Source organism: Microbacterium sp. AZCO (assembly GCF_039614715.1).
Taxonomy (GTDB): Bacteria; Actinomycetota; Actinomycetes; order Actinomycetales; family Microbacteriaceae; genus Microbacterium.
In genome coordinates, this window is record NZ_CP154857.1 from 1,258,644 (window position 1) to 1,285,317 (window position 26,674).

Consider the following 26,674-nt stretch of genomic DNA (forward strand, 5'->3'; position numbering starts at 1 on the left):
GGATGTTCCGGCGTCGGAGGGAGACGGATGACGGAGCGATCGATCGCGCGGACGGCGCGCGAGCTGTTCGGCTGGGAGCGCCTGCGCGACGGTCAGGAGGAGGCCGTCTCGGCGCTGCTCTCGGGGCGCGACGTGATCACGGTGCTGCCGACAGGCGGCGGCAAGTCCGCCGTGTACCAGCTGGCCGGTGCGATGAGCGAGGGGATCACGGTCGTCGTCTCGCCGCTCATCGCGCTGCAGCGCGACCAGCTGGCGCAGCTGGCCGACACGCCGGACGCGCCGCGCGGCGCAGCGATCAACTCGACGATCGGCGATCGCGCCATCGCGGAGACGTGGGAAGCCCTGGCGAGCGGCGAGGCCGAGTTCGTGTTCGTCGCCCCAGAGCAGCTCGCGAAGGACGAGGTCGTCGAGCGTCTGCGTGCGATCGGGGTCGGACTCCTCGCGGTGGACGAGGCGCACTGCGTCGCGAGCTGGGGGCACGACTTCCGCCCCGATTACCTGCGGCTCGGCGAAGTGCGCGCTTCTCTCGGCTCTCCCGTGACGGTGGCCCTGACAGCGACGGCCGCTGAGCCCGTCCGCGCCGAGATCGCGTCGCGCCTGCGCATGACCGATCCGCTCCTCGTCGTGAGGGGCGTGGATCGTCCGAACATCGATCTCACCGTGCATCGCGAGACCTCGGCGGATGAGAAGCGGGATGCCGTGCTCGACGAGGTGGTCGCCCTCCCGAAACCCGGTCTGCTGTACACCGCGACCCGGCGCGAGACGGAGGAGTACGCCGAGACCCTGCGGAGTCGAGGCGTGCGCGCCCTGGCATACCACGCCGGGCTCTCCGCGCGGGAGCGGGCCGACACGCACGACGCCTTCCTCGAGGACCGCGTCGACGTCGTCGTCGCGACGAATGCATTCGGCATGGGCATCGACAAGCCGAAGGTGCGGTTCGTCGTGCACGCGTCGGTGCCGGAGTCGCTCGACGCCTACTACCAGGAGCTCGGCCGCGCGGGCCGCGACGGGGAGCCGGCATCCGCCGTCCTGTTCTACCGCCAGGAGGACCTCGGACTGCGGAAGTACTTCGTCGCCCGGGGCGTGGATCCCGAGCGGGCAGCGGCCGCGTACCGCGCTGTCGCCGCATCCCCCTCCCCCGTGCGATCCCGCGATCTGGCCGAGACCCTCGACATCTCCCCGCGCTCCGCGACCGGACTGCTCAATCTGCTCGCCGAGGGCGGTGCCGTCTCGCTCACCCGACGCGGCGCTGCCGCGCGCGGCGGGTTCTCGGCACAGGAGGCGGCAGCCGCGGCCGATGACGCCTCCGAGCGACGCGAGCGCATCGAGCAGTCACGGCTCGAGGTCATGCGACGCTACGCCGAGACGCGCGACTGCCGCAGGCGCCTGCTGCTCGGCTACTTCGGTGAAGAGCTGCCCGAGCCCTGCGGGCACTGCGACACGTGCCGAGCCGGGGCCGCGAGCGACGACGGGGCCGACGAGGCGCTCGACATGGCGTCGGCGCCGTTCCCGCCGGGAGTCGTGGTCGAGCACGTCGAATGGGGCCGCGGAAGTGTCGTCGAGGCCGAGAGCGACCGCATCACGGTGTTCTTCGACGACCAGGGCTACAAGGTGCTCGCACTGGAGGCCGTCGAGGAGAACTCCCTCCTGAGCCGGGTCTAAACTCCTCTCATCATGGATGCCTCCGGCTGGGTCTTCGCCGCCGTGCTGGCCGGCGCGACCGTCGCGATGATCGCGGCGGCACCCGCCCTGACGCGGGACCATCGGCGGCGCCAGGCGGATGGTCGAGCACCTTCGGGCGGACTGGGTTCCGGGCTCGACGCTGTGTGGCGGCCCTCCGCCGAGGAGGCGCACGCCGACTGGGAGGCTCAGGTCGAGCTGCCCGCTCCCGCGCCCGCGCCGGGCGACAAGGGACGCATGGAGGACGGCCGCATCGTCATCGAGGTGCGCCGCGACGGCTGACGCCCCGCAGCCCTCGTCGAGGTCCGTGCGCCGCGCGGCTGAGGCGCGGCATCCCTTCGTCTTAGGACGTTGCGGGGGGCTCGGGCGTCTCGGGCGGCGTGCTGCCGCGCTGGATGGGCAATCCGCCGCTGTCGGACAGCACCTGCGGGTGATAGCGCGCAAGGGTGATGACGCCCGCCACCGCGATGGCGCCCGCCACGGCGAAGCCGACGAACGCCCACGGCGGCGCCTTCGCGGCCTCCTGCAGCACGGTGAGGCCGATGAGCACGGCCACGATGGGGTCGATCACCGTGAGACCCGCGATGACGAGGTCTGGCGGGCCCACGGCGTAGGCCGTCTGCACGAAGTACGCGCCGACCGTGACGGCGGCCAGCAGCGCGAGGATGCAGAGGATCGTCAGCCAGTCGAAGTCGTTCGCCTTGACCCGTTCGATGACGACCTTCGCGAGCGTCGCGACGAAGCCGTAGATCATGCCGGAGGCGACGATGTAGAACAGCGCCTGACCGCGCTTGCGCAGCCAGAGCCACAAGCCTGCGAGCGCGACGATGACGACCGCGAGCAGCTCGAGGATGATGATCGTCTGCAGCTGCGTGATGGGGGTTTCCGTCGCGTAGAACGCCGCGATGGTGACGAAGATGAAGATGCCGCCGACGCACGCGATGATCGCCATGATGGAGCGCCGCGTGGGCCGGATGCCGGTCACGCGGGCGTTCAGCAGGGTCGTGATGACGAGCGAGATCGCGCCGATCGGCTGCACGATGATGAGCGGAGCGAAGGCGAGCGCGCTGAGCTGGCACACGATCGCGAGGCCGAGCATGAGCGTGCCGGCCACCCACGACGGTCGTTTGAGGAGGTTGAGCAGCTGGCGTCCCGTGAGCCCTGCGGCACCCGACGAGCCGCTCAGGCGCTCGACCTTCGTCACGCCGCGGTGCTGGTACTGCGCCCCGAACGACATGAAGACCGCGCCGATGAGGGCGAGCGGGATCCCGATGAGGATGGCCGGGTCGCGGAAGAAGCCGATGAGTTCGTTGGTGACGTCATCGACCGTCATTTCCGCCCAGACCACCCTCCGACACTAACCGCACGAGGCCTCGATAGGCTCGAGGCGTGGCCGTACTGCCGATTCGCATCATGGGTGACCCCGTCCTGCACGCCCCCGCGGCGCCTGTCGAGGAGATCACGGAGGAGGTGCGCACGCTCGTCGCCGACATGTTCGAGACGATGGATGCGGCGCCCGGCGTCGGTCTCGCCGCGCCTCAGGTGGGCGTCGGCCTGCGGATCTACACGTACACCTATCAGGACGACGAGGGTCAGCCCTGGCGCGGCGTCATCATCAACCCCGAGCTGTGGATGCACCCGCTCGTGCCGGGTGACCCCGACCCCGATGAGGAGTCGGAGGGATGCCTCTCCTTCCCTGGCGAGCGGTTCCCGCTTCGTCGGTCGGAGCGCGTGCTCGTGACGGGCACCGACCTCGACGGTGCGCCCGTGCGCATCGAGGTGGACGGCTGGCGCGCCCGCATCATGCAGCACGAGTTCGACCACCTCGACGGCATCCTGTACATCGACCGTCTCGACGACAGCGACTGGAAGACGACGCAGAAGATCGCGCGCAAGCGCGGCTGGGGACGTCCCGGTCAGTCGTGGACGCCGGGCGTCGACGACATCGAGGCCTGACCGACCGCTCGCGGGGAGCTCGTCACGCGCCGGAGCCGGTCATCTCGGGAGCCGGTCCGCTCGGGTGCGACTCGGGAGGCGGGGTCCTCTTCACACCCGCTCGGAGGAAGCGCCGGCCGATCTCGGCGCCCGCGAGGAACGGGACGACTGTGTCGATCAGGGCGAACATGAGCGCCGGCGTGAGGTAGGCGCCCTTGTTGCCGAGCACGGTGGAGATGACGACGAGGCCGATGGGGGTGAACCTCATCGCGGAGACCATGCAGAATCTGCGCGACGCTGAACGTCATGCTGAGGCCCGTGACCTGCGCGGGAGACAGCGGGAACAAGAAAGGCCCGGGGGTGGAGCCCCGGGCCGATCCGCTCCCCCACTTGGACTCGAACCAAGAACCTATCGGTTAACAGCCGATTGCTCTGCCAATTGAGCTATGGAGGATCACCCTGCACTCTCGTGCGGGCAACTACACCATCCTATCAAAGCCTCGGGGGTGCTCACGACGCCACGAGGCGGTGGTCCGCTGCCGCACTCGGCGTCCAGAGCAGATCGTGCGTGCCTCGCCCGTACGCGACGGTGTGGCCCGCCCGTAGCACGAGCACGTCGGCGTCGAGGTCGCGCACGACATCCTTCTCGTTCGTCACGATGAGTGTCGCCATGCCGTGCTCCCTGCGGCGGAGGATGGCCTCGCGAGCCGCCCGGCGCACCTCGACGTCCATGTTGGCGAAGGGCTCGTCGGCGATGAAGAGGCGGGGTTCCAGCATGAGGGTGCGGGCGAAGGCCACGCGCTGCCGCATGCCGGCGCTCAGTTCGTAGGGATACTTCGCGGCGGCGCCGAGCGGGAGCATGAGCTCGTCGAGCAGCGTCGCGACGCGCACCGCGAGCGCACGCTGGTTGACGCGGCGGTCCCGGCTCGTGATCGGCTCGGAGATCACCTCGCCCACCGTCATCCGCGCGGGGAGGTTCGCGCCGGCAGACTGCGCGAGATGGCCCGTGAAGTAGGTGAGCTCGCGAAGCGAGCGACCGGGTCGCCGCACCGGGATGCCCTCGACCCACGCCTCCCCGCCGATGATGGCGAGGCCCGGCGCATCGATGCCCGCGAGGACGGTCGCGAGGCTCGACTTGCCCGCTCCCGTCGGACCCATGATCGCGAGGGTCGACGCGTGCGGGAGCACGAACGAGACACCGTCGACGACGCGGACATCGCCGGCCCCGCGAGACGCGCGTGCGATCGACAGATCGCTGGCGCGGATGGCGACGTCGGGATCTCGTCGGCGGGGCATGGACTCATCCTGCCGTGCGCCGCGGTGGCCCGCCAGCCGCTTGACCCGTGAGCCTCCATCTGCCTGCCGAGACCTCGGGTGCCGCCCACGCTCTCGGCACTCGGGTGGAGGGCCAGGGTCCGGGGTGGCTATGCCTCGGCGGTGATCTGCTGACGCGCGACGTCGAGCTCGCGCAGGCGCAGGCGGATCGTTCGGCCCTCCTCCGACGCGGCCGGGACGCGCTGGATCGCGCCGAGCAGCTCGGCCTTCTCGCGCTCGATGTCGCGCACGATGAGGCGCCGGCAGAGGGAGGATGCGGACGCTGCCGCCTCGTCGTCGGTGAGCGCCGGGAAGTCCGACGTGAGCAGCTCCGCGGCCAGCGACCGGAAGGGCTCGGGCACGGCGCCGACCGCGTCGGCGGCCCAGCCGAGGCGGTCGACGTTCGCGTTCGGGGCGACCGCCGATCGGACGGCGTCCAGGGCGGGATGCCGGAAGGCGATGGCGAACGCCTGTTCGCGCAGCGCCGGGTCGATGCGGTGACCGAACTGCAGGAGCCCCATGATCGCATCGCGCTCGAGCGCGACGTCCGCCGTGCGCGGCAGCGACGCGAGCGTCACACGGACGACGGGCGCGGCATCCGGATCCTCCTGCGGAGCGACCGGGGCGCGAGGGCCGCGCTGCTCGCCGCCGGAACGGCCCGCGCGTTCGACCTCCCGCCGCACGTCCTCGGTGTCCATGCCGAGCCGGCGGGCGAGCACGCGGACGTACTCGGGTTGCAGCAGGGGGTCGCGGAGCTCCGCCACGACCGGCGCCGCGGCCCGGAGCGCGCCCACGCGCCCCTCGACGCTCGCGAGGTCGAACCCGGAGATCCGCTGATCGAGCACGAACTCCACCATCGGCGACTTCGTGTCCATGAGGGCCCGCACAGCGCCGTCGCCGCGCTTGAGACGCAGGTCGCACGGGTCGAGGCCCTCGGGGCCGACCGCGACGTACGTCTGCGCGTTGAAGCGCTTGGCGTCGGCGAAGGCGCGGAGCGCCGCCTTCTGGCCGGCGGCGTCGGGGTCGAAGGTGAAGACGACCTCGCCCGCGGCCGAGTCGTCGCCCATGACCCGGCGGAGCACTGTGATGTGGTCGGAGCCGAAGGCCGTGCCGCACGTCGCGATCGCCGTCGTGACGCCCGCGAGGTGGCACGCCATGACGTCGGTGTAGCCCTCGACCACGACGACGCGATGGCCGCGGGCGATCTCCCGCTTGGCGAGGTCGAGCCCGTAGAGCACCTGGGCCTTCTTGTAGACGGTCGTCTCGGGGGTGTTCAGGTACTTGGGTCCGTTGTCGTCCTCGAAGAGGCGGCGCGCGCCGAAGCCCAGCACCTGACCCGTGACGTCGCGGATCGGCCAGACGACGCGCCCACGGAAGCGGTCGTACACCCCACGCTGCCCCTGCGAGACGAGTCCGGCGGCCACCAGGTCGTCGCGCGAATACCCCTGCTTCGTGAGGGCATCCAGCATTCCCGACCAGCCCTTGGGGGCGTAGCCGACGCCGAAGTGGGCGGCGGCTCCCGCATCGAAGCCCCGCTCCCCCAGGAAGCGCCGGGCGATGTCGGCCTCGGGGCTCGCGAGCTGGGCGCGGAAGAACTCCGCCGCCGCCGCATTGGCCGCGTACAGGCGCGTGCGCCCCGTCGTCTCGGGCGCCGCGCCGCCGTCCTCGTAGTGCAGCGTGTAGCCGATGCGCCCCGCGAGGCGCTCGACCGCCTCGGTGAACGACAGGTGGTCGAGGTTGCGCAGGAACGAGTACACGTCGCCGGACTCTCCGCAGCCGAAGCAGTGGTAGAAGCCGGCCTGAGGGCGGACGTTGAAGCTCGGGCTCCGCTCGTCGTGGAACGGGCAGAGTCCCTTGAGCGCGCCGACGCCGGCGGACTTGAGTGCGACGCGCTCCCCGATGATGTCGGCGATGTTGGTCCGGGCCTTCACCTCGTCGACGTCGGCCTGGAGGATGCGGCCCGGCATCAGAGACCCTCGAGCGGTTCGGGCAGCGCCCAGGCGTCGGAGGCGATGATCCGGGTGCCGGGCACCCAGATGCCGATGCTCTCGAGGTCGACCGACCCGACCAGCTGCGAATGCCACGAGATCGCGAAGCGGTCGGTGAGGCTCGCAACCTGGTCGACGATGACGCGACGGCGTGCGGCATCCGTCTCGGCACGCGCGAAGTCCTCCGCGTGGATGCGGTCGAGGTGCTCGGGCTGCTCCCACAGGGCCGTCGCGAGTCGCTTGAGGATCCGCCGCTGCTCCTTGTAGAGGCCCTTCCGGCCCTCGACCGAGACGATGAACGCGCCGATCGTGCCCTTCAGCACCGCCATCTCGGCTTCGATGACGCGGGGCACGACCACGTGGCCACGGTAGCGGGTCAGCACGGGAGCGTCGTAGTGCTCCCGCGTCGCCGCCGTCGCGGCGCGGGCGAAGCGGCCGATGAGGTCGGACGTCAGGTTCTTCAGCCGTGCGAGCGCGGCCCGCGTGCCGTCGAACGACGTGATCCATTCCGGCATGCGCATGAGTCGATACAGCGCGTCGTCGAGCTCGTCGCGCGCGAAGTCGTAGCCGACCCAGCTCTGGATCGCCGAGAGGAGGGCCTCGCGCTCGCGCACGTCGGCGAGGCGCGCGGGGTCGATGTAGCCGTTGACGACGGCGTCCTCGAAGTCGTGCACCGAGTAGGCGATGTCGTCGGAGAGGTCCATGACCTCGGCCTCGATGCACCGCACGCGACCGGGAGCCCCCTCGCGCAGCCACCGGAACACGCCCTCATCCTCGGGGTAGACGCCGAACTTGAGGCGCCCGCCCGGGTCGGGAACGGGGTGCGCGGCCGTCCACGGGTACTTGCACGACGCGTCGAGGCTCGCACGCGTGAGGTTCAGGCCGAACGACGAGCCGTCGTCGTCGACGACCTTCGGCTCGAGCCGGGTCAGGATGCGCAGGGTCTGGGCGTTGCCCTCGAACCCGCCGATGTCGGCTGCCCAGTCGTTGAGCGCCCGCTCCCCGTTGTGCCCGAACGGCGGATGCCCCAGGTCGTGGCTGAGGCACGCCGTGTCGACGACGTCGGGCGACAGGCGCAGCTCGGTGGCGAGCTCGCGACCGACCTGCGCGACCTCGAGCGAGTGCGTCAGGCGGTTGCGGGCGAAGTCGGCGGGACTCGCGGGGCTCAGCACCTGGGTCTTCGCGGCGAGACGCCGCAGCGCGGCGGAGTGCAGGACGCGGGCGCGGTCGCGCGCGAAGGCGTCGCGCTGCGAGCGGTGCTGCTCGTTGTGGAATCTCTCGGCGTCCTGCTCGAGGTAACCGGCCGGGCGGCCGGACGAGACGCCGACGGCCCCGTCAGCCGCCACTGTGGTCGAGTTCCGCTTCGGCGAGGGCGCAGGATGCCTCGGCACCGAGCTCCTGCGAATCGAGCCAGCCGTCGGGCAGGGCCGGGCGCTTGGGCGTTCCCGCGCGGCCCCGCTGTCCTTCCGCGGCGGCGCCGGGGTAGGGCGCGTCCAGGTCGAGGGTGGCCAGCAGCTCATCGATCTCGGTGAGGCTCGAGACGGTCGCGAGGCGCGCACGCGTGTCCCCACCGACCGGGTAGCCCTTGAAGTACCAGGCGACGTGCTTGCGGATGTCGCGGCATCCACGGTCCTCGTCCTCGAAGAACTCGACGAGGAGCTCCGCGTGCCGACGGAACGCGGTGGCGACGAAGCCGAGCGTCGCGTCCACCGGAGCGCCGGCCACGGCACCGGTGCGGCCGAGAGCGCGCGCGAGGTCGCCGAAGAGCCACGGGCGGCCGAGGCATCCACGTCCGACGACGACTCCGTCGCAGCCCGTCTCGGCCATCATCCGCACGGCGTCGTCAGCCGACCAGATGTCGCCGTTGCCGAGCACCGGCACAGTCGTGACGGTCTCTTTGAGCTTCGCGATCGCCGACCAGTCGGCGGTGCCCGAATAGAACTCGGCCGCCGTGCGCGCGTGCAGGGCGATGGAGGCGACCCCCGCGTCCTCGCCGATGCGTCCGGCTTCGAGGTAGGTCAGGTGATCGGAGTCGATGCCTTTGCGCATCTTGATCGTCAGCGGGACGTCGCCCGCGGCGCGGACGGCGCCCGTGACGATCTCCTGGAAGAGCCGGCGCTTCCAGGGCAGAGCCGCTCCCCCGCCCTTGCGGGTGACCTTCGGCACCGGGCATCCGAAATTCAGGTCGATGTGATCCGCCCGGTCCTCGGCGACGAGGATCCGCACCGCCTCGGCGACCGTCGTGGGGTCGACGCCGTAGAGCTGGATGGAGCGCGGCGTCTCGGACTCGTGGTGCGTGATGAGACGCATCGTCGTGGCGTTGCGCTCGACGAGCGCGCGCGACGTGATCATCTCGCTCACGTAGAGGCCCGCGCCGTATTCGCGGCAGAGGCGGCGGAACGCGGTGTTGGTGATGCCCGCCATCGGCGCGAGCACGACGGGCGCGTCGAGTTCGATGGGCCCGATGCGCAGCGCGCGCGTCGGGGCTAGGGCAGTCGTCATCCCTCCATTCTCCCAGACGAAACCGAGCCCTCGCCTGTGGAGGACGGCATAGCCTGGTGGACATGACCCAGGCCGTCGACGTCTCGCTCCGCGATATCCCGTTCCAGACAGCAGAAGGCGAGACGAAGACCCTCGCCGAGTACGACGGCCAGGTGCTGCTCGTCGTCAATGTCGCCTCGAAGTGCGGCCTGACGCCGCAGTACGAGCAGCTCGAGGCGCTGCAGCGCGCGTACGCCGATCGCGGCTTCACCGTGCTCGGCTTCCCGTGCAATCAGTTCGCCGGCCAGGAACCGGGCTCCATGGAGGAGATCCTCGAGTACTGCTCCGTCACGTGGGGCGTCACCTTCCCCGTGTTCGACAAGGTCAAGGTCAACGGCGGCAAGGCGTCTCCCCTGTTCAAGGCGCTGAAGAAGACGCGGGATGCCGAGGGCAAGCGCGGCCCGGTGCTGTGGAACTTCGAGAAGTTCGTGCTGACGCCGAACGGCGAGCTGCACCGGTTCCGCCCGAACGTGAAGCCCGACGACCCCGCGGTCGTCGAGATCATCGAGGCGAACCTGCCGCGCTGACCTCGGCCGAGGCGGCCGGGTCAGGCGACCTCGACCTCGTCCGCCTCGCGGTGCTCGGCCCACACCTGGCGCGCGATCTGCGCGAACGCCTCGGCGGGCTGAGCGCCCGACACGCCGTACTTGCCGTCGATGACGAAGAACGGCACGCCGTTGATCCCGTACGCGGAGGCCTGCGCCTGGTCGGCGCGCACGGCGGCGAGGAAGCGGCCGCTCGTGAGCGCATCGCGGGCGGCGTCGCCGTCGAGACCGACGTCTGTCGCGAGCGAGACGAGCTCGTCCTCGCGGCCGAGGTGCCGGCCCTCGGTGAAGTACGCGGACATGAGCCGCTCGGCGAGTTCGAGCTGACGGCCCTCCGACTTCGCGAAGTGCAGCAGCTCGTGCGCCTTGACCGTGTTGGTGTGCTTCAGCACGTCGAACCGGTACTCCAGGCCGGCGTCGGCGGCGACGCCGGTCACGCGGTCGAGCATCTGCTGCGCCTGCTCGCGCGAGATGCCCTTGTGGCTGGAGAGGTAGTCGGTCTCGCCGCCGTCGAAGTCGACCGGCGTATCGGGCGAGAGCTCGAAGGAGTGGAACGTCACCTCGACCTCGGGAGCGTCGTCATCGCCGGATGCCTCGGCAAGACCCTTCTCGAGATTGCGCTTGCCGATGTAGCACCAGGGGCAGGCGATGTCGCTCCATACGTCGATCTTGATCGGTTCCGTCACTCCGGGTGCAACCCATGCCGTGGGCGTCATATTCCCCGGCGCGAGAGCGCCGCGGCGACGAAGAAGCAGACTGCTCCGAGGAACGTGCCGAGATTGATCCACTGCACGTTGATGAAGGAGCCCGTCGCGGGCACGACGTAGGCGCCGATGGCGGAGATGCCGAAGGCGATCGAGCCGACCATGTTGAGCCACGTCCCGCGCCAGGTGCGGGCATCGGGGTCCCACAGCTCGTGGCGACGGCCGGCGGCAACCAGCGCGAGCGCGCTCGAGATGAGGAAGGCGGCGGAGCCCCAGGCATCCGGCGTCCAGCCTGCCGCCGGGTCGTCGAGTTGACGGTACGACGCGAGCACGACGGCGAAGGTGCTCACATTGAAGAGCAGGGTGCCCGCGAATTGGATCGCCGCCGCCCACCAGTCGTACGCGTCGGCCGTCGACGCTCCGCGCAGCGGTGGACGTCGACCGCTCAGCAGGAGCTGGATGAGCCCCGCCATCGTGAAGAAGATCGAGCCGACGAAGAAGGTCAGGGATCCCCACACGGGTCCGACCGCCGCCGCGTACCACGGCACGGCGCCGACGGCGAAGAACGTGGAGCCCACCATGAAGCCCCACGCCTCGCGCCGCAGGCGCTTCTTGCGCGAGACGGCGGTCGTCGCCATGTCAGTGATGGAAGGCTCCCGCTTCCTCCTCCGTCATGGAAACCGTGATGGGGTGCTTGTCGAAGTGCGCGATCGCATCACGGTAGTCGTCCATGAGCAGTGCGGCCTCGTCGCGGCTGAAGCCGACGCGCACGAGGATGCGCTGGATCGGCAGATCCTCCCGGTCCGGCGGCATCGTGTACGCGGGGACCTGCCACCCGCGAGTGCGCAGCCGGTCGGCGAGATCGAAGAGGGTGAACGGGTGGTCGACGCCCTCTTTCAGCTTCCAGGACACGGCGGGGATGCCCTCGTCGGGGCGCCCCGAATTGATGATGTCGAAGTGGCCGAGCTTCTCGATCTCTGTGGCCAGGTACATCGCCGTGTCGTAGCAGGACTGGTGCACCTTGCGGTATCCCTCACGACCGAGCCGCAGGAAGTTGTAGTACTGCACGACGATCTGGCCGCCGGGACGCGAGAAGTTGAGCGCGAACGTCGGCATGTTTCCGCCGAGGTAATTGACGTTGAAGATGAGCTCCTCGGGGAGGTCTGCGGCATCCCGCCACACGATCCAGCCGACTCCCAACGGGGCCAGGCCGAACTTGTGTCCCGACGTGTTGATCGACTTGACGCGCGGCAGGCGGAAATCCCACACGATGTCCGGCGCCGTGAAGGGAGCGAGGAATCCGCCGCTCGCTCCGTCGACGTGGATAGGGATGTCGAGACCCTTCTCGGCTTGCAAACGGTCGAGCGCCTCGCTCACAGCCTGCACCGGTTCGAAGCCGCCGGTGAACGTGACCCCCAGAGTCGGCACGACGCCGATCGTGTTCTCGTCGACCCGGTCGAGGACGACCTCTGGAGTCATCAGGAAGCGGTCGCCCTCCATCGGGATCTCCCGGAGCTCGACATCCCAGTAGCGCGCGAACTTGTGCCAGCAGACCTGGACGGGGCCGGTGATGAGGTTCGGCTTGTCGGTCGGCCTTCCCGCGGCGCGCTGACGCTTGCGCCAGTTCCACAGCAGGGCCATGCCCCCGAGCATCGCAGCCTCGCTCGACCCCGTCGTCGAGGTGCCGAGCGTGTTCTGCGCGTCCGGCGAATTCCAGAGGTCGGCGAGGATGTGCACGCACCGCGCCTCGATCTCCGCGGTCTGGGGGTACTCGTCCTTGTCGACCATGTTCTTGTCCAGGGTCTCGGCCATGAGCGCGCGGACCTCGGGTTCGAGCCAGGTCTGGCAGAACGTCGCGAGGTTCTGGCGCGAATTGCCGTCGAGGAGCAGCTCGTCGGACACCACTTGATACGCGTGCCGCGCGAGGTGCTCCTTCTCCGGGATGCGATATTTCGGCATGGAGACGGAGAGATCCGTCGAGGCGAAGACCTCGTCGAGAATCTCGTCACGGACGTTGTCGCGGTGATGCAGCATCGATGAGCCCCCTCGTCGGGTCGTCGGCGGGCCCATGACGAGGGAACGTCGGCGACGGTACTCCCTCCGGTCTATCGGGCGGGCCGACCCGCCGTCAATCGTCGGGCAGGTGAACCTCGCCCGACCGGGGTGAACCCTCGACGCCGCTACCCACCTACAGCGCAGGCGGCTCCGGCTGATCGACCGCGCCGCCGAAGCGGCGATCGCGGTCGAGGTACAGACCGATCGCGCGCCACAGGTCGACGCGGCTGAAGTCGGGCCAGAGCGTGTCGAGGAAGACGAACTCGGCATACGCCGACTCCCACAGCAGGAAGTTCGACGTGCGCTGCTCGCCGCTCGAGCGCACGAACAGGTCGACGTCCGGCATGTCGGGGATGTACAGGCGCCGTTGGATGAGCTTCTCCGACACGGCGCTCGGGCGCAGGCGCCCCGCCGCGACGTCGTCGGCGATCGACCGCACGGCATCCACGAGCTCGACGCGGCCGCCGTAGTTGACGCACATCGTGAGGGTCAGGGTGTCGTTCCGCGCAGTCAGCTGCTCGGCGTACTGCAGCTCCTTGATGACCGAGCCCCACAGACGCGGCTTGCGGCCCGCCCAGCGCACACGCACGCCCCACTCGTTGAGCTGATCGCGGCGGCGGTGCAGCACATCGCGGTTGAAGCCCATCAGGAAGCGCACCTCGTCGGGTGAGCGCGACCAGTTCTCGGTCGAGAAGGCGTACACCGACAGGTGCTTCACACCCGCCTGGATCGCCCCGGCGACGACGTCGAGCAGCGCAGCCTCTCCCGCCTTGTGGCCCTCGATGCGCGTGAGACCCTTGCGATTGGCCCACCGGCCGTTGCCGTCCATCACGATCGCCACGTGGGCGGGCACGGAGCCCTTCGGGAAGGCGGGCGGATACAGTCCGGTCCAGTCGATGGGGCGATACGGCACCGCGTCACGGTGCGTGTAGGGCTTCGGCGTCACCGAGCGGCCTCCCAGGGCGAGGATTCGACGTGCGAGAGCGACCGGATGCCGCGCTCGAGATGCCACTGCGCGTACGCGGCGATGAGCCCCGACGCGGCCGCCGTGGCGCCGTGCGACGCGGCGTCGACGGCATCCCACTCCCCCGCCATCAGCGACTGCAGGAGTGACACGGTCTCGGCGCCCACGCGGGCGGCGCCCGTCGGGGCGCACTCGTGGCACACGATGCCGCCGAGCTGCGCGACGAACGTGTCGTGCGGACCGGGCTTGCCGCACCGCGCGCACTCGTCGAGCGACGGCGCCCACCCCGACAGCGCCATGGCGCGCAGGAGATAGGAATCCAGGATGCTGCGCGCCGCGTGGTCGCCGCGGGCGAGAGCCCGGAGCCCGCCGACGAGGAGCAGGTACTGCTGCGGGGTCGCCTCGGCCTCGTTGAGCCGGTCGGCGGCCTCCACCATCGCGCTCGCGGACGTGTAGCGGTCGTAGTGCACGGCGATGTCGGCGCCGTAGGAGCCGATGGACTCGGCCTGCTGCACGATGTCGAGCGAGCGGCCCTGGTAGAGCTGCACGTCGGCGACCATGAACGGCTCGAGCCGCGACCCGAACCGGGACGACGTGCGACGCACGCCCTTGGCGACCGCGCGGAGCTTGCCGTGCCGGAGGCTCAGCAGCGTCACGATCCTGTCGGCCTCCCCCAGCTTGTGGGTGCGCAGGACCACGACCTCGTCGCGGTAGGTGGGCACTCAACGATTATCCCGGGCCGCCACCACAATGGACGTGTGAACGAGCCGCTCTTCGTGATCCCGCTCTGGGCAGATCTCACCGCCGTCGGCCTCGGCGGCGTGCAGGGGGCGCTTTTCGCCTCCGGGTTCCAGGGTCAGCGCCGGCTGGACCTGCTGGGCGTCGCCATCATCGGCATCGTCATGGGCATGGGAGGCGGACTCATCCGCGACCTGCTGCTGAACGTGCTGCCGGCGACGCTGCAGAACAACTGGTACCTCCTCACCGCGACCGCCGCCGCTCTCGCCGGGATGCTGCTCGCGAACCTCTTCCGCCGGATGAACGCCGTCATCGTCGGCCTCGACGCGATCGTCATCGGACTCTTCGGCGCCTTCGGCACGTCCAAGGCGCTCACGCTCGGACTGCCGCCCGTGCCCGCCGTCTTCGTCGGGGTCTGCTCGGCCGTCGGGGGCGGCATCCTGCGCGACATGCTCATGGGACTGCCCACCGCGATCATGCACGTGGGCTCGCTGTACGCCGTCGCCGCCGGGGCGGGCTGCGTCGTGGTGGCGGGTGCGCATGCGCTCGGGGCGCCGCTCGTGGCGGCGGCCGCTGCGGGTCTCGTCGTGACCGCCGTCATCCGGCTTCTGGCCGTGATCTTCGACGTGTCGCTTCCCGAGCAGCGCATGCTCTATCGCCGGAAGGTCGCGGTGGAGACGTCGGCGATCCCGATCGTCCGCCCCGGCGACGGCAGCGAGTCCTGAGGAGGGGTCAGACCCCGGCGAGCTCGCGCGAGCGGTCGCGCGTGCGGATGGCGCGGTTCACGCCCGAGACGATCGCCTTGAGCGACGCCGTCGAGATGTCGCCGTCGATGCCGACGCCCCACAGGCGCTCGCCCTCGACCTGCAGCTCGACGTAGGCAGCCGCCTGCGCGTCGCCGCCGGCGCTCAGCGCGTGCTCGACGTAGTCATACACCGTGACGTCGAAGCCGTGGGCGCGGACGATCTCGATGAACGCCGCGACAGGGCCGTTTCCGTGACCGGATGCCTCGACCCGCTCGTCGCCGTCGCGCAGCGTGACCTCGAGCGAGATCTCGCCCGACATGTCGCTCTGCGTGCGGGTGCTCAAGAGCTCGAAGCGTCCCCAGCGCTCGTCGGCGACGTCGGTCGGCAGGTACTCGTCGTTGAAGATCGACCAGATCTGCTCACTCGTGACCTCGCCGCCCTCGGCATCCGTCTTCGCCTGCACGACGCCCGAGAACTCGATCTGCAGCTTGCGCGGCAGATCCAGCGCGTGGTCGGTCTTGAGCAGGTATGCGACACCGCCCTTGCCGGACTGCGAGTTGACGCGGATGACCGCCTCGTACGAGCGGCCCAGGTCCTTCGGGTCGATGGGCAGGTACGGGACCGCCCACTCGATCTCGTCGACCGTGACGCCCTCCGAGACGGCGTGGGCCTCCATGGCCTCGAAGCCCTTCTTGATGGCGTCCTGGTGCGACCCGCTGAACGCGGTGAAGACGAGGTCTCCGGCCCACGGGCTGCGCTCGTGCACGGGCAGCTGGTTGCAGTACTCGGCCGTGCGCTTGACCTGGTCGATGTCGCTGAAGTCGATCTGCGGGTCGATGCCCTGCGTCAGCAGGTTGATGCCCAGAGCGACGATGTCGACGTTGCCGGTGCGCTCCCCATTGCCGAACAGGCATCCCTCGATGCGGTCGGCGCCGGCCATGTAGCCCAGCTCGGCGGCGGCGATCGCGGTGCCGCGGTCGTTGTGCGGGTGCAGCGACAGGATGATGTTCTCGCGGTGCGCCAGGCGGCGGCTCATCCACTCGATCGAGTCGGCGTAGACGTTCGGCGTCGCCATCTCGACCGTCGCGGGCAGGTTGATGATGACCTTGCGCTCGGGGGTCGGCCCGAAGATCTCGATGACCTGGTTGCAGATGTCGAGGGCGAACTCGAGCTCGGTGCCCGTGTAGCTCTCGGGCGAGTACTCGTAGAAGACCTTGGTCTCGGGGATGCGCTTCTCGAACTCGCGGCACAGGCGAGCGCCCTCGAGCGCGATGTCGATGATGCCCTGCTTGTCGGTGCGGAACACGACATCGCGCTGCAGGATGCTGGTGGAGTTGTACAGGTGGACGATGGCCTGCTTCGCGCCGGCGATCGACTCGTACGTGCGCTCGATGAGGTGGGCGCGGGCCTGCGTCAGCACCTGGATCGTGACGTCGTCGGGGATGAGGTCTTCCTCGATCAGCTGACGAACGAAGTCGAAGTCGGTCTGGCTCGCGCTCGGGAAGCCGACCTCGATCTCCTTGTAGCCCATGCTGACCAGGAGGTCGAACATGATGCGCTTGCGCTCGGGGCTCATCGGGTCGATGAGCGCCTGGTTGCCGTCACGCAGATCGACGGCGCACCAGCGGGGCGCGGTGGTGATGCGCTTGCTCGGCCACGTGCGATCAGGCAGGTCGACGGCGATCTGCTCGTGGAACGGCCGATACTTGTGGATCGGCATCCCGGAGGGCTTCTGAGTGTTCTCCATGATGGTGTCGCTTCTTCTCTCGTCTGAGGTGATGCGGGCCAACAGCAAGCTCCGCGACGAGGAAGGCCCTAGAACGAGGACTCGTCGCGGCGGCTAAGAAGAAGGAGCCCACCGAAGCGCATGGAGTCAGGGTACACCCCCTGACGGCGAGGGACGAAACCGCTCCGCCCGCCGCGCGGCGGCACAGCGCGCGGGAGGGCTCTGGCGGAGGGCTCGAAGCGGCGGCTAGGGTGTGGCCAGGCGCCGCGGTGGGGCGACGCCAACCGGGACGCATGGGGGCGACGATGGCTTCCGAAGACGAGCGCGCGTTCGAAGCGGTGACACTCGCCAACTCGTTCGTCGATCCGCGAGGTCGTGCTGCGATCGTGCAGTGGTTTCCGCAGTCGGTCGTCGACCTCTACGACGCCGTCGTGGCGCGGCCCGACTGGCAGTCCGCGACGACGCTCGCGGAGCGCGCCTTCGTCGTGATCTCGGCCCTGCGCGACGATCCGGAGCTCGAGGCGCGGTATCGCGCAGACGTCGAGGCGGGAGAGCTCGGGTTCGGAGCCGGGGAGGATGCTGAGGTCGATGCGGCGATCGCCGAGGTGGCGTCGTCGCTCGGGGCCGTGGCCGCGATGGCGCCGGACGACGGCCTGCTCGGCGGGGGCGGCATCGGCGAGTCGTGGTCGCCGGACTCGACGGCGGCGGTACCGGCGGACGACGGCCTGCTCGGCGGAGGCGGCATCGGCGAGTCGTGGTCGCCCGAGCCGGGGGCGGCCGAGCCGCCTCCACCACCCCCTCCGCCGGCGCCTGCGCCGTCGCCTTCGCCCTCCCCTGCGCCGTCGGCTCAGCCGCCGGCGTCCGCCCCGCCGGCCGAGGCGGCTCCTCCCGACGGTGGTGCTGCCCCGCCGACCGGTGCCGACGAGCCGAGTGGCGGCGGTGCCGGGTCCGAGGCGCCCGCCGAGACCGTGCAGACGTGGCTCAATGCCGAGGTGCAGGGCGGTGAGCAGAAGCTCGAGGCGACGCACAGCTACGTGCTGGCGGTGTTCTTCGGCGAGAAGAGCGAGGAGGCTGCCGGAGCGGCTCCCGCCGCCATCCCCTTCGGACTCGGACAGGCCACCGTCGACCTCTCGGTGCAGCTCGTGAGCAGCGACTTCACGGTGCCGCCGTTTCCGCAGCAGCTGCGCGTGGGCCGGGACGGAGCATCCATCGGGCAAGCGCTCTTCCCGATCACGCCGCTCCACGACGGGCACTCGACGCTGAGCGTGCTCGTCGACGTGCAGGGCAATTTCCTGCAGCGGCTCGAGCTCGAGTTCGACATCGGCACGACGGCGGCGGTCGATGCGACGGCATTCGGACGCCCCGCGGGCGCCGCGGTCGAGCTTCAGCCGCGGACGGCATCCATGCAGTTCATGCCCGCGACCGGCGGCTACCAGCTGTTCGTCAAAGGCGTTACCGACGAGCAGGTGTTCGTCCAGCTCACCGACGACGAGCTCGGAGCCCGGATCGAGGGCGTCCGCAAGGCCCTCCTCGAGACCGTGAAGGACACGACGTTCGCGCTCGAGATGGACATCCCGCCCGACCTCGCGGCGAAGGCGCTGAAGGCGCTCGCCTTCGCCGGCTTCCGGCTGTACCAGGCGATCTTCAGCGGTCCGTTCGCCTCCGACGAGCTCAAGAAGGTCGGCGCGTGGCTGCGCGAGAGCCTCGCCGACGATGTCACGACACTGCAGGTCGTCTCGCGCGGCTTCCCCGTGCCGTGGGCGCTCATGTACCTGACCGACCGGTTCGCCGACGACGAGCTGGACTGGAAGAACTTCATCGGCATGCGGCACGTCGTGGAGCAGGTGCCGATGCGTGAGATCTCCGCGCTCCCGCCCGCGGCGACCATCACGTCGACTCCGGATCTCAGCGTGCGCGTCCTGTATCACGACGGCATCGACGCGACCATGCCGTCGCACCCCGTCGCCGCGCAGCGCGCCTACTGGGAGAACCGCGGCGTCACGCTCGGCGAGGGCACGAAGGTCGACGACCTCGTGCACAGCGCGCTCTCCCCCACAGCGACCGACAAGGTGCTCTACCTCTACTGCCACGCCGTCTCTTCCAACACCGACTCCGACAGCTCGTATCTCGTCCTGACCGGCGATCAGCAGATCTCGCTCGGACAGCTCGCCGTCTACGCGCCCATCGAGGATCAGCTGCAGAGCCACCCGCTCGTGGTCGTGAACGCATGCGAGTCCGGCGATCTCTCGCCGGACTTCTACGACGGCTTCGTCCCGTACTTCCTCGCGAAAGGCGCCCGCGGAGTGATCGGCACGGAGTGCAAGACGCCCGGGCGGTTCGCGAGCGAGTGGGGCATCGCCTTCTTCGACCGGCTGTTCTCGGGCGAACCGCTCGGCGAGGCGGTGCTCGGCCTGCGTCGGGACTTCCTCGAGAAGCACGGCAACCCGCTGGGCCTGCTGTACGGCGTCCACTGCGACACCGATACCCGGGTCGACCCCGCCCTCGCCGCTGCGGCGGCCGGCCACTGATTCGGAAGGAACTCCCATGGCCCTTCGACGCATCCCCGGGAAGTCGCAGTCGTACCACCTCATCGCCTACGACGGAAAGGGCCGCGAACAGCGCGACGACGACGGGTCGGTCGCGAGCGACCTCGCGCTCGAGGCCGTTCGCGCGCCCGGCGTGACCGACGTCTTCGTGCTCAGTCACGGCTGGCAGGGCGACTACGTCGACGCGATCAGCCAATACGACCGGTGGGTCGGCGCCGGCGATCCCGATCAGGCCGGCGACGGCATCCATCCCCTCGTCATCGGTCTGCACTGGCCGAGCAAGGCCTGGAGCGACCGGGAGCTCACCGGCGGACCGTCGGGCCTGCTGGGCGACGAGCCGGAGCAGGATGCCGTGACGGTGGATGCAGCCGTCGCCGAGTTCGCGGACCGCCTCGGGGACGACCCGCAGACTCGCGACGCGCTGCACACGGTGCTCTCGTATGCGGCGTCCATCCCGTCGGATCAGGATGCCACCGAGGCCGACGCCCTCCCGGGCGACGTCGCCGACGCGTATCAGGTGTTGCTCGCGCGGCTCGGCGCGACGGGTGACGACGGCGGTCTGCTCGGCGGCGGCTGGGATCCGGACGCCGTCTTCGCCGAGGGGCTTCAGGTCGAGGCGGACGACGGGCTGCTGGGCGACGGCTTCTTCGCCAGACTCCGCGAGGCCGTGCTGCGGCCGTTGCGGCAGCTGACGTTCTGGAGCGGCAAGAATCACGCCCGCGAGTTCGGCGAGGGCGCCGCAGCGACGCTCGTGAGACGGATTCAGGATGCTGCGCCCGTGCGCGTGCACCTGATGGGGCACAGCTTCGGCACGATCGTGATGTCCGGGGCCGTGCGCGGCGCGCATGCCACTCCTCCCCCGCGTCCCATCGACTCGCTCTTCCTCGTGCAGGGGGCGGTGTCGCTGTGGGCGTACGCCGAGTCGGTGCCGCCGGACATCGGCGGCGGACGCGGCTACTTCGCCGATGTCGTGCGCCCCGAGTTCGTGTCGGGGCCGATCGTCGTGACGCGGTCGAAGTGGGACTACGCCGTGGGCAGGTTCTATCCCCTCGCTGTGCGGGTCGCGGGCCAGTACCTGCTGGGCGACGAGCCCCCGAAGTTCGGCGGCATCGGCACGTTCGGCGCTGAGGCGGTGCCGGGCGCCGTCGAGCTCCCCGCCCTGCGGGCGGGTGCCTTCGAGGACCCGGGCCTCGAGGCGGGGACGCTCTACAACCTCGACGCGAGCGCGGTCATCGCGAAGCTCGACGGCGCGTCGGGTGCGCACAACGACATCGGGCATCCCGAGCTGACCTGGCTCGCCTGGCACGCGGCCCGGGCCGGGCGCTGACCGCGGCGGGGATCAGCTCGCCGAACGGCATCCTCCCCGCCGGCCGGCTCACGGGGCGGGTGCGATCGGCGGGCCGTCGGCGCTGTCCGAGACCCCGGGCACGTATCCGAGCCGGAGGCCGAAGGTCTTCACGTCGATCCGTGCGCCCTCATCGGCCGCTACCACGGTGTACCGGCGAGACACCGCCCCGGGTATCGCGACCCCGTCGCGGCGCCACTCGTAGATGACGCTGCCGGGCTCGGGCGACCAGCCCTCGGTATGCGCGGTCAGCACGCCGCCGACGCTGCGCACACCCGACACCGTGGGCGCGGGAACGACGGCGAAGGTTGCCAGACCGACGCGGGCCGTCGGCGCGGAGGTGCGCTTCTCGACCGGTGTCGCATCGACCGTCGTCACGCGGAAGGAGATGCGCGCGCCGAGATCGGCGACGCCGACGCGGTAGGTCGCACCGACTGCGCCGCTGATGGGCTGTCCGTCCCGCAGCCAGCGGTAGTTCAGTCGTCCGCCCGGCGAGAAGCGTCCGGGGTCGCCCGTGAGCACGGCATCCACGACGGGAGTGCCCGTGATGCGGGGGTCGCCGGTCACGACGGTCTCCGTGGGCGGGCCGGTCCGCGTGAGCGGCACGTAGCCGTCCTTCGATCCGGTCACCTGTGCAGCGAGCCGATATCCCACGTCCGCGGCCTGCACTAGGTAGGTGACGGACGTCGCATCGGGGATCGGCGTCGATCCCCGCAGCCACTGGTAGCTCAGCTGAACAGGTGCAGGGCCCCACACCCCTGGCTCTACGGTGAGGTACGCGCCGACAACGGCCTCGCCCGAATAGCCGATCGGCGTGGACAGCGTCACGTACTTCAGCTGCGGCTCTTCAGCGGATCCGCACACCGGGTCGTCGATCGTCCGGAGGTTGTCGAGCAGCACGACGGAGTCGGCGGCCTCGTCGCCGATGTCCTGGATCGACACGACCACATCGGTCGAACCGGCGCCCAGCGGGATCAGGGCAGTCAGCTTCGGAGACCACCGGTCGATGCCGTTCCCCGGAATGGGGGCGAGGTCTTGACTGTCGGCATTCAGCTGCTGGCCATGGGAGTCGAAGGCCCGGTTATGAGGAGCGATGACGTGCTCGTGGTCATCCGCGATCGACAGCTGCGACGTCGGCGACTCGATCGTGAGCACGTCCTTCGTATAGGTGCCGGCCTTCTCCTCGGTGGCGAAGGCGTAGTCGAGCGCGAGGCACGTCGAGGCTCCCGGCGGGTCGAACGAGACGGTGATCGTGCTCATATCCCAGCCTCCGACGCCCTGAGGGGCCGTCTCGAGGCCCGTCGAGATCGCCCCTCCCGTTCCCGGCGGGAGGGTGCGCAGCGCGTCTCCGGCGCGTCCGGTCGACAGTACGACGTAGCTCGAGCCGGCCGTCGGGAACCCGTCGATCAGGGCGCTTCCGACGGTCACGGCCTCGGGGGCGAACCGGCCGGTGATGGTCGTCGTGGCGTCGGCGTCCATCGCCTCGAGCAGACCGTCGAAGGAGATCACCTGGAAATACCGGCTGTTCGCGGTGTAGTCGGGATACCCCGCCTTGTGCGCCGTCACGGCAACCCGGTAGATCGCGTCGTCGCTGGGGCTCGCATCCACGGGCAGTGTGTACGTCTGGCTCGTGGCACCGCTGATCGGTCCGGGTCGCTCCCATTGGTAGGTGAGCGAGTCCGGCGTCGGCACCCACGAGCCCGGGTCTGCCGTCATCGTCGATCCCGCGGTCGGGGTGCCCGCGACAGTCGGTTGTCCGACCGTCTGCCAGAAGACTGCCGCAGTGTCGTCCGTGCTCTTGACTGCGGCGCCCGCCGGAGCAGCGGATGCCAGGGCGAGTGCGAGGACGACCGCGGAGACCAGAAAGCTGAAGACACGACCGAGGAACATGGTGGCTCCTTGACGAGCGCGGCTGCGATCTCGCAACCGCGACCCACGGTAGCGGAGTCGAGCGTTCGAGGCACCCGATCCGGCGCCTCCTATAACGTGGCGCCGGCGTCGGGAAGCGAGGCCCTGCCCTCGTCGACGGCTGCCGTCACGAGGCCCGGTCTCGAAGCAAGGTCAGAAGCCGAGGCGGCCGAGCTGCTTCGGGTCGCGCTGCCACTCCTTCGCCACACGCACGTGCAGCTTCAGGAAGACCTTCGTGCCGATCAGGGGCTCGATCTGCTCGCGCGCGCGGGCGCCGACATCGCGCAGGCGTGATCCCTTGCGCCCGATGATGATCGCCTTCTGGCTGTCGCGTTCGACGACGATGTTCGCGTAGACGTCGGTGAGCGAACCGGTCTCGCGCTCCTCGATGTCTTCGATCGTCACAGCGATCGAGTGCGGCAGCTCGTCGCGCACGCCGTCGAGGGCCGACTCCCGGATGATCTCGGCGATGCGGTCCTCGAGCGACTCGTCGGTGACGACGCCTTCGGGATACAGCGCAGGTCCGGTCGGCATGAGCGCGAGGAGCTCGTCGGTGAGCACGTCGAGCTGCTCGGCCGTGAGCGCCGACAGCGGGATGACGGCGGCCCAGTCCTCGCGCAGGCTGTCGACCTCGACGAGGCGCTCCGTGATCTGGTCGCGGGCCGCGGCATCCGTCTTCGTCACGATCGCGACCTTCTTGGCGCGCGGATAGCCGGAGAGCGACTCGGCGATGCGGCGATCGCCGGGACCGACCTTCTCGGTCGCCGGCACGCAGAATCCGATGACGTCGACATCGCCCAGCACCTGCTCGACGAGGTCGTTGAGGCGCTGACCGAGCAGTGTCCGGGGCTTGTGGAGACCGGGGGTGTCGACGATGACGAGCTGGCCGGCGGGGCGATTCAGGATGCCGCGGATCGCGCGCCGGGTCGTCTGCGGCTTGTCGCTCGTGATGGCGACCTTCTCGCCGACGAGCGCGTTCGTGAGCGTCGACTTGCCGACGTTGGGGCGCCCCACGAATGTGACGAAGCCGGAGCGGTGTTCCTCAGCCATTGCGTTCCTTCTTGGTCTTCGTCTTCGTCTCACCCGTCGTCGGGGGGACGATCCTGATCGGCTCGGTGCGCGGCCTCGAGAGGTTGACCTCCGCTGTCCGGGGGCGACCTCCGAACGCCTCATCCGCCGACTCCAGCGTCTCGGAGCGCTCGACGAACACACTGGCGAGCCCGCGTCCGCGTCCGCGCGAGGCGCCGCCGGTCATGACGAGACCCGCGTACTCCGCCGTCGCACCCGGCTGGGGCACTCGTCCGAGCGCCTTGCCGAGCAGGCCCCCGATCGAGTCCACGTCCTCGTCGTCGAGCTCGATCCCGAAGAGGTCGCCCACTTCGTCGAGCCCGAGCCGCGCACTGACCCGGAAGCGGCCGGGCTCGAGCTCGACCGCCTCCTCGGCGCGCGGGTCGTACTCGTCGGCGATCTCGCCCACGAGCTCCTCGATGAGATCCTCGAGCGTCACGAGCCCCGAGATGCCGCCGTACTCGTCGACCACGAGGCACACGTGAACGGCATCCCGCTTCATCTGCTGCAGCAGCGTCTCGGCCTTCATCGACTCGGGCACGAAGACGGCGCGGCGCGTGATGCGGTTGATCGGGGCATCCCGCCATCCGGTTTCGTCGCGGAACCCGAACTGGACGAGGTCCTTGAGGTACAGCATCCCGACCACGTCGTCGGCGTCGTCGTCGACGACCGGGATGCGCGAGACCCCCTTGTCGAGGAAGATCGCCATCGCGGCGCGCGTCGTGGCCGCGGCATCCACCGTCACCATGTCGGTGCGCGGCACCATGACCTCGCGCACGATCGTGTCGGTGAATTCGAACACCGAGTGGATGAGCTCGCGGTCGTCCTCCTCGATGAGGTCCTGCGACGCCGCCTCGTCGACCATGTCGAGGAGCTGCTCCTCGCTGGCGAACGACGCGCCGCGCGCGACGCCGGGTGTCACGCGTGCGCCGAGGGCCACGAGCCCGTGCGCGAGCGGGCCGAGGATGAGCCGGACGCCGCGGATGATGGGCGCCGTCCCCGCGAGGAGGCGCTTGGCGTGCTGCCGGCCCCACGTCCGCGGGCTCGCGCCGACGATGACGAACGAGATGCCGGTCATGATGACGGCGGCGGCGAGCATAGCCCACCAGATGCTGTCGAACAGCAGCGTGAAGGCGACCGTGACGAGCACCGCGGCCGTCGTCTCCGCGAGGACCCGGATGAAGACGACGGCGTTCGAATGCACTTCGGGGTCGTCCGAGATCTTGCGCAGCGCCTGGGCGTTGCGGCCCCCGAGGGCGAGTTCGTAGAGACCCTGCCGCGACGTCACGGCGAGTGCCGCATCGATCGCGGCCATGAGACCGCCGAACACGACGAGCAGGACGGCGGCGACGAGCAGCAGAGCCGGCGTCATGCGCGGCTTCGTCGGCGTTCGGAGTGCTGGAACCCCACGATGAGGTCCTTCTGCAGCCCGAACATCTCGCGCTCCTCCTCGGGCTCGGCGTGATCGAAGCCGAGGAGGTGGAGGAGGCCATGCGTCGTGAGCATGATGAGCTCGTCCTGCGTCGAGTGCTTCGCCGTGACCGCCTGCGTCTCGGCGACCTGCGGGCACAGCACGATGTCGCCGAGGAGTCCGGGCGGGGTCGGCATGTCCTCGGTGCCGGGGCGCAGCTCGTCCATGGGGAAGCTGAGGACGTCGGTGGGTCCGGGCTCGTCCATCCACTGCACGTGCAGCGCCTCCATCGCGCCCTCGTCGACGAGGACGATCGCGACGTCGGCGTCGGGGCTCACGTGAAGCTCCGCGAGGTTGTACTCCATGAGCCGCAGGAGCACCGTCTCGTCGACGGGGACGCCCGACTCGTTGTTGATCTCGATCGTCATGAGCGGCCTCGCTTCGGAAGGTGGTCACGCGGACCTGAGGTGCGCGTGGCCGAGCGCCGCTCGGCCCGGTTGGCGAACTCGGATGCCTCGTCCCGCTCTCGGCGGGCTGCCAGCCTGCGCTCGTCGAACTCGCTGTACGCATCGACGATGCGTCCGACGAGCGTGTGGCGCACGACGTCGTCGCTCGTGAGGTAGGAGAAGTGGATGTCGTCGATGTTGCCGAGCACGCGGGTGACGAGTCGCAGACCGGACGCGCCCTGCGGGAGGTCGATCTGCGTGATGTCGCCGGTGACGACCATGCGCGTGCCGAAGCCGAGACGCGTGAGGAACATCTTCATCTGCTCGGGCGTCGTGTTCTGCGCCTCGTCGAGGACGACGAACGAGTCGTTGAGCGTGCGACCGCGCATGTAGGCGAGCGGGGCGACCTCGATCGTGCCCGTCGCCATGAGCTTGGGCACGAGCTCGGGGTCCATCATCTCGTTGAGCGCGTCGTAGAGCGGCCGCAGGTAGGGGTCGATCTTGTCCGTCAGGGTGCCCGGGAGGAACCCGAGCCGCTCCCCCGCCTCGACGGCCGGGCGGGTCAGGATGATGCGGCTGACCTCCTTGCGCTGCAGCGCCTGCACGGCCTTCGCCATGGCGAGGTAGGTCTTTCCGGTGCCGGCGGGGCCGATGCCGAAGACGATCGTGTTCTCCTCGATCGCGTCGACGTAGGCCTTCTGCCCCAGGGTCTTGGGGCGGATGATCTTGCCGCGCGACGACAGGATCGCCTCGCCGAGCACCTCGGACGGGCGAGGGCCGCCCTCCGTCCTCAGGATGCGGCTCGACGACGAGACGTCGGCGGGCCCGAGGTCCTGGCCAGCCTTCGTCATGGCCAGAAGCTCATCGACGAGCGACTTCGCGGCGGCGACGGCCGCGGCATCCCCCGTCAGCGTGATCTCGTTGCCGCGCACGTGCACGTCGACTCCGGGGTGCTCTCGTTCGACCACGCGCAGCAGCCGATCCTGCGGGCCGAGGAGCTGCACCATGGCAACC

24 protein-coding genes and 1 tRNA gene are annotated in these 26,674 nt (G+C 69.9%); 7 read left to right on the top strand and 18 right to left on the bottom strand.

Translation table 11 applies throughout. The features are described from left to right. Positions 1–27: 27 nt before the first annotated feature. Positions 28–1,662: a RecQ family ATP-dependent DNA helicase gene (locus AAIB33_RS05900; RefSeq protein WP_345802624.1), complete on the top strand. Its 1,635-nt coding sequence runs from the start codon at positions 28–30 to the stop codon at positions 1,660–1,662. A 12-nt stretch (positions 1,663–1,674) separates the two neighbouring features. Next, entirely contained in the window at positions 1,675–1,962 is a 288-nt protein-coding gene (locus AAIB33_RS05905; RefSeq protein WP_345802625.1) for a hypothetical protein, read from the top strand. Positions 1,963–2,023: 61 nt separating this feature from the next. Here the strand turns inward: AAIB33_RS05905 and AAIB33_RS05910 are convergent, their stop codons facing one another. Then, complete coding sequence (locus tag AAIB33_RS05910) at positions 2,024–3,013, bottom strand: DMT family transporter (RefSeq protein WP_345803388.1); 990 nt, start codon at positions 3,011–3,013, stop codon at positions 2,024–2,026. A 56-nt stretch (positions 3,014–3,069) separates the two neighbouring features. Between AAIB33_RS05910 and def the strand changes: the two genes are divergently transcribed. Continuing rightward, on the top strand, positions 3,070–3,636 hold the full coding sequence (gene def, locus AAIB33_RS05915) for a peptide deformylase (protein WP_345802626.1): 567 nt from the start codon (positions 3,070–3,072) through the stop codon (positions 3,634–3,636). Between the two features lie 22 nt (positions 3,637–3,658). On the opposite strand, the gene AAIB33_RS05920 is transcribed toward def, so the two are convergent. The 6 genes from AAIB33_RS05920 to dusB all read right to left on the bottom strand — a co-directional run bounded on the left by AAIB33_RS05920 (position 3,659) and on the right by dusB (position 9,419). Then, on the bottom strand, positions 3,659–3,883 hold the full coding sequence (locus AAIB33_RS05920) for a hypothetical protein (RefSeq protein ID WP_345802627.1): 225 nt from the start codon (positions 3,881–3,883) through the stop codon (positions 3,659–3,661). Positions 3,884–3,996: 113 nt separating this feature from the next. After that, positions 3,997–4,069 (bottom strand) — tRNA-Asn (locus AAIB33_RS05925). A 56-nt stretch (positions 4,070–4,125) separates the two neighbouring features. Continuing rightward, positions 4,126–4,911 (bottom strand): ATP-binding cassette domain-containing protein, encoded by a 786-nt coding sequence (locus tag AAIB33_RS05930; protein ID WP_345802628.1) that lies wholly within the window; start codon positions 4,909–4,911, stop codon positions 4,126–4,128. 128 nt (positions 4,912–5,039) lie between these two features. Beyond that, positions 5,040–6,896 (bottom strand): DNA primase, encoded by a 1,857-nt coding sequence (gene dnaG / locus AAIB33_RS05935; protein WP_345802629.1) that lies wholly within the window; start codon positions 6,894–6,896, stop codon positions 5,040–5,042. Continuing rightward, positions 6,896–8,263 (bottom strand): deoxyguanosinetriphosphate triphosphohydrolase, encoded by a 1,368-nt coding sequence (locus AAIB33_RS05940; RefSeq protein ID WP_345802630.1) that lies wholly within the window; start codon positions 8,261–8,263, stop codon positions 6,896–6,898. The genes dnaG and AAIB33_RS05940 overlap by 1 nt, the downstream gene beginning before the upstream one ends. Next, positions 8,253–9,419, bottom strand: coding sequence for a tRNA dihydrouridine synthase DusB (gene dusB / locus AAIB33_RS05945; RefSeq protein ID WP_345802631.1), 1,167 nt, complete (start codon positions 9,417–9,419; stop codon positions 8,253–8,255). Before dusB ends, AAIB33_RS05940 begins: the two co-directional genes overlap by 11 nt. A gap of 62 nt (positions 9,420–9,481) precedes the next feature. On the opposite strand from dusB, the gene AAIB33_RS05950 reads away from it, so the two are divergent. Further along, positions 9,482–9,985 carry a glutathione peroxidase gene (locus AAIB33_RS05950; RefSeq protein ID WP_345802632.1) on the top strand — a complete coding sequence of 168 codons (504 nt, stop codon included), beginning with the start codon at positions 9,482–9,484 and terminating at the stop codon, positions 9,983–9,985. Between the two features lie 20 nt (positions 9,986–10,005). On the opposite strand, the gene AAIB33_RS05955 is transcribed toward AAIB33_RS05950, so the two are convergent. The 5 genes from AAIB33_RS05955 to recO all read right to left on the bottom strand — a co-directional run bounded on the left by AAIB33_RS05955 (position 10,006) and on the right by recO (position 14,448). Continuing rightward, complete coding sequence (locus AAIB33_RS05955; RefSeq protein ID WP_345802633.1) at positions 10,006–10,689, bottom strand: DsbA family oxidoreductase; 684 nt, start codon at positions 10,687–10,689, stop codon at positions 10,006–10,008. Between the two features lie 26 nt (positions 10,690–10,715). Beyond that, positions 10,716–11,345 (bottom strand): hypothetical protein, encoded by a 630-nt coding sequence (locus AAIB33_RS05960; protein WP_345802634.1) that lies wholly within the window; start codon positions 11,343–11,345, stop codon positions 10,716–10,718. A 1-nt stretch (position 11,346) separates the two neighbouring features. Further along, a complete protein-coding gene (locus AAIB33_RS05965) occupies positions 11,347–12,741 on the bottom strand; it encodes a glutamate decarboxylase (RefSeq protein ID WP_345802635.1) in 1,395 nt (464 codons plus the stop codon). A 154-nt stretch (positions 12,742–12,895) separates the two neighbouring features. Beyond that, positions 12,896–13,708 carry an isoprenyl transferase gene (locus tag AAIB33_RS05970; RefSeq protein WP_345802636.1) on the bottom strand — a complete coding sequence of 271 codons (813 nt, stop codon included), beginning with the start codon at positions 13,706–13,708 and terminating at the stop codon, positions 12,896–12,898. Then, a complete protein-coding gene (recO, locus tag AAIB33_RS05975) occupies positions 13,705–14,448 on the bottom strand; it encodes a DNA repair protein RecO (protein ID WP_345802637.1) in 744 nt (247 codons plus the stop codon). Before recO ends, AAIB33_RS05970 begins: the two co-directional genes overlap by 4 nt. A gap of 36 nt (positions 14,449–14,484) precedes the next feature. Here recO and AAIB33_RS05980 point away from each other — a divergent pair, with 36 nt between their 5' ends. Further along, the gene (locus tag AAIB33_RS05980; protein ID WP_345802638.1) at positions 14,485–15,189 is read left to right on the top strand and encodes a TRIC cation channel family protein; all 705 of its coding nucleotides are present in this window, start codon (positions 14,485–14,487) and stop codon (positions 15,187–15,189) included. A 7-nt stretch (positions 15,190–15,196) separates the two neighbouring features. Here AAIB33_RS05980 and leuA read toward each other — a convergent pair whose 3' ends face one another. Beyond that, positions 15,197–16,957 carry a 2-isopropylmalate synthase gene (gene leuA, locus AAIB33_RS05985; protein ID WP_345802639.1) on the bottom strand — a complete coding sequence of 587 codons (1,761 nt, stop codon included), beginning with the start codon at positions 16,955–16,957 and terminating at the stop codon, positions 15,197–15,199. 284 nt (positions 16,958–17,241) lie between these two features. Here leuA and AAIB33_RS05990 point away from each other — a divergent pair, with 284 nt between their 5' ends. Together AAIB33_RS05990 and AAIB33_RS05995 are read left to right on the top strand one after the other, a co-directional pair. After that, the gene (locus AAIB33_RS05990; RefSeq protein ID WP_345802640.1) at positions 17,242–19,464 is read left to right on the top strand and encodes a CHAT domain-containing protein; all 2,223 of its coding nucleotides are present in this window, start codon (positions 17,242–17,244) and stop codon (positions 19,462–19,464) included. 16 nt (positions 19,465–19,480) lie between these two features. Further along, positions 19,481–20,809, top strand: a complete 1,329-nt coding sequence (locus AAIB33_RS05995; RefSeq protein ID WP_345802641.1) for a hypothetical protein — start codon at positions 19,481–19,483, stop codon at positions 20,807–20,809. A 48-nt stretch (positions 20,810–20,857) separates the two neighbouring features. On the opposite strand, the gene AAIB33_RS06000 is transcribed toward AAIB33_RS05995, so the two are convergent. From AAIB33_RS06000 to AAIB33_RS06020, 5 genes are all read right to left on the bottom strand, one after another. Further along, positions 20,858–22,717: a hypothetical protein gene (locus AAIB33_RS06000; RefSeq protein WP_345802642.1), complete on the bottom strand. Its 1,860-nt coding sequence runs from the start codon at positions 22,715–22,717 to the stop codon at positions 20,858–20,860. Positions 22,718–22,888: 171 nt separating this feature from the next. Continuing rightward, on the bottom strand, positions 22,889–23,785 hold the full coding sequence (gene era / locus AAIB33_RS06005) for a GTPase Era (protein ID WP_345802643.1): 897 nt from the start codon (positions 23,783–23,785) through the stop codon (positions 22,889–22,891). Then, complete coding sequence (locus AAIB33_RS06010; RefSeq protein ID WP_345802644.1) at positions 23,778–25,175, bottom strand: hemolysin family protein; 1,398 nt, start codon at positions 25,173–25,175, stop codon at positions 23,778–23,780. Before AAIB33_RS06010 ends, era begins: the two co-directional genes overlap by 8 nt. Continuing rightward, on the bottom strand, positions 25,172–25,642 hold the full coding sequence (gene ybeY / locus AAIB33_RS06015) for an rRNA maturation RNase YbeY (RefSeq protein WP_345802645.1): 471 nt from the start codon (positions 25,640–25,642) through the stop codon (positions 25,172–25,174). The genes AAIB33_RS06010 and ybeY overlap by 4 nt, the downstream gene beginning before the upstream one ends. Next, positions 25,639–26,667, bottom strand: a complete 1,029-nt coding sequence (locus AAIB33_RS06020; protein WP_345803389.1) for a PhoH family protein — start codon at positions 26,665–26,667, stop codon at positions 25,639–25,641. The genes ybeY and AAIB33_RS06020 overlap by 4 nt, the downstream gene beginning before the upstream one ends. Positions 26,668–26,674 lie beyond the last annotated feature (7 nt).

What these genes read in the sequence shown, in the direction of transcription:
- ybeY (WP_345802645.1), bottom strand. Translation starts at nt 25,642, where the DNA reads ATGACGATCGAGATCAACAACGAGTCGGGCGTCCCCGTCGACGAGACG.
- AAIB33_RS05905 (WP_345802625.1), top strand. Translation starts at nt 1,675, where the DNA reads ATGGATGCCTCCGGCTGGGTCTTCGCCGCCGTGCTGGCCGGCGCGACC.
- AAIB33_RS05995 (WP_345802641.1), top strand. Translation starts at nt 19,481, where the DNA reads ATGGCCCTTCGACGCATCCCCGGGAAGTCGCAGTCGTACCACCTCATC.
- era (WP_345802643.1), bottom strand. Translation starts at nt 23,785, where the DNA reads ATGGCTGAGGAACACCGCTCCGGCTTCGTCACATTCGTGGGGCGCCCC.
- AAIB33_RS06000 (WP_345802642.1), bottom strand. Translation starts at nt 22,717, where the DNA reads ATGTTCCTCGGTCGTGTCTTCAGCTTTCTGGTCTCCGCGGTCGTCCTC.
- AAIB33_RS05965 (WP_345802635.1), bottom strand. Translation starts at nt 12,741, where the DNA reads ATGCTGCATCACCGCGACAACGTCCGTGACGAGATTCTCGACGAGGTC.
- dnaG (WP_345802629.1), bottom strand. Translation starts at nt 6,896, where the DNA reads ATGCCGGGCCGCATCCTCCAGGCCGACGTCGACGAGGTGAAGGCCCGG.
- AAIB33_RS05920 (WP_345802627.1), bottom strand. Translation starts at nt 3,883, where the DNA reads ATGAGGTTCACCCCCATCGGCCTCGTCGTCATCTCCACCGTGCTCGGC.
- dusB (WP_345802631.1), bottom strand. Translation starts at nt 9,419, where the DNA reads ATGACGACTGCCCTAGCCCCGACGCGCGCGCTGCGCATCGGGCCCATC.
- AAIB33_RS06020 (WP_345803389.1), bottom strand. Translation starts at nt 26,667, where the DNA reads ATGGTGCAGCTCCTCGGCCCGCAGGATCGGCTGCTGCGCGTGGTCGAA.
- AAIB33_RS05950 (WP_345802632.1), top strand. Translation starts at nt 9,482, where the DNA reads ATGACCCAGGCCGTCGACGTCTCGCTCCGCGATATCCCGTTCCAGACA.
- AAIB33_RS05930 (WP_345802628.1), bottom strand. Translation starts at nt 4,911, where the DNA reads ATGCCCCGCCGACGAGATCCCGACGTCGCCATCCGCGCCAGCGATCTG.
- AAIB33_RS05900 (WP_345802624.1), top strand. Translation starts at nt 28, where the DNA reads ATGACGGAGCGATCGATCGCGCGGACGGCGCGCGAGCTGTTCGGCTGG.
- leuA (WP_345802639.1), bottom strand. Translation starts at nt 16,957, where the DNA reads ATGGAGAACACTCAGAAGCCCTCCGGGATGCCGATCCACAAGTATCGG.
- AAIB33_RS05990 (WP_345802640.1), top strand. Translation starts at nt 17,242, where the DNA reads ATGGCTTCCGAAGACGAGCGCGCGTTCGAAGCGGTGACACTCGCCAAC.
- AAIB33_RS05910 (WP_345803388.1), bottom strand. Translation starts at nt 3,013, where the DNA reads ATGACGGTCGATGACGTCACCAACGAACTCATCGGCTTCTTCCGCGAC.
- AAIB33_RS06010 (WP_345802644.1), bottom strand. Translation starts at nt 25,175, where the DNA reads ATGACGCCGGCTCTGCTGCTCGTCGCCGCCGTCCTGCTCGTCGTGTTC.
- AAIB33_RS05960 (WP_345802634.1), bottom strand. Translation starts at nt 11,345, where the DNA reads ATGGCGACGACCGCCGTCTCGCGCAAGAAGCGCCTGCGGCGCGAGGCG.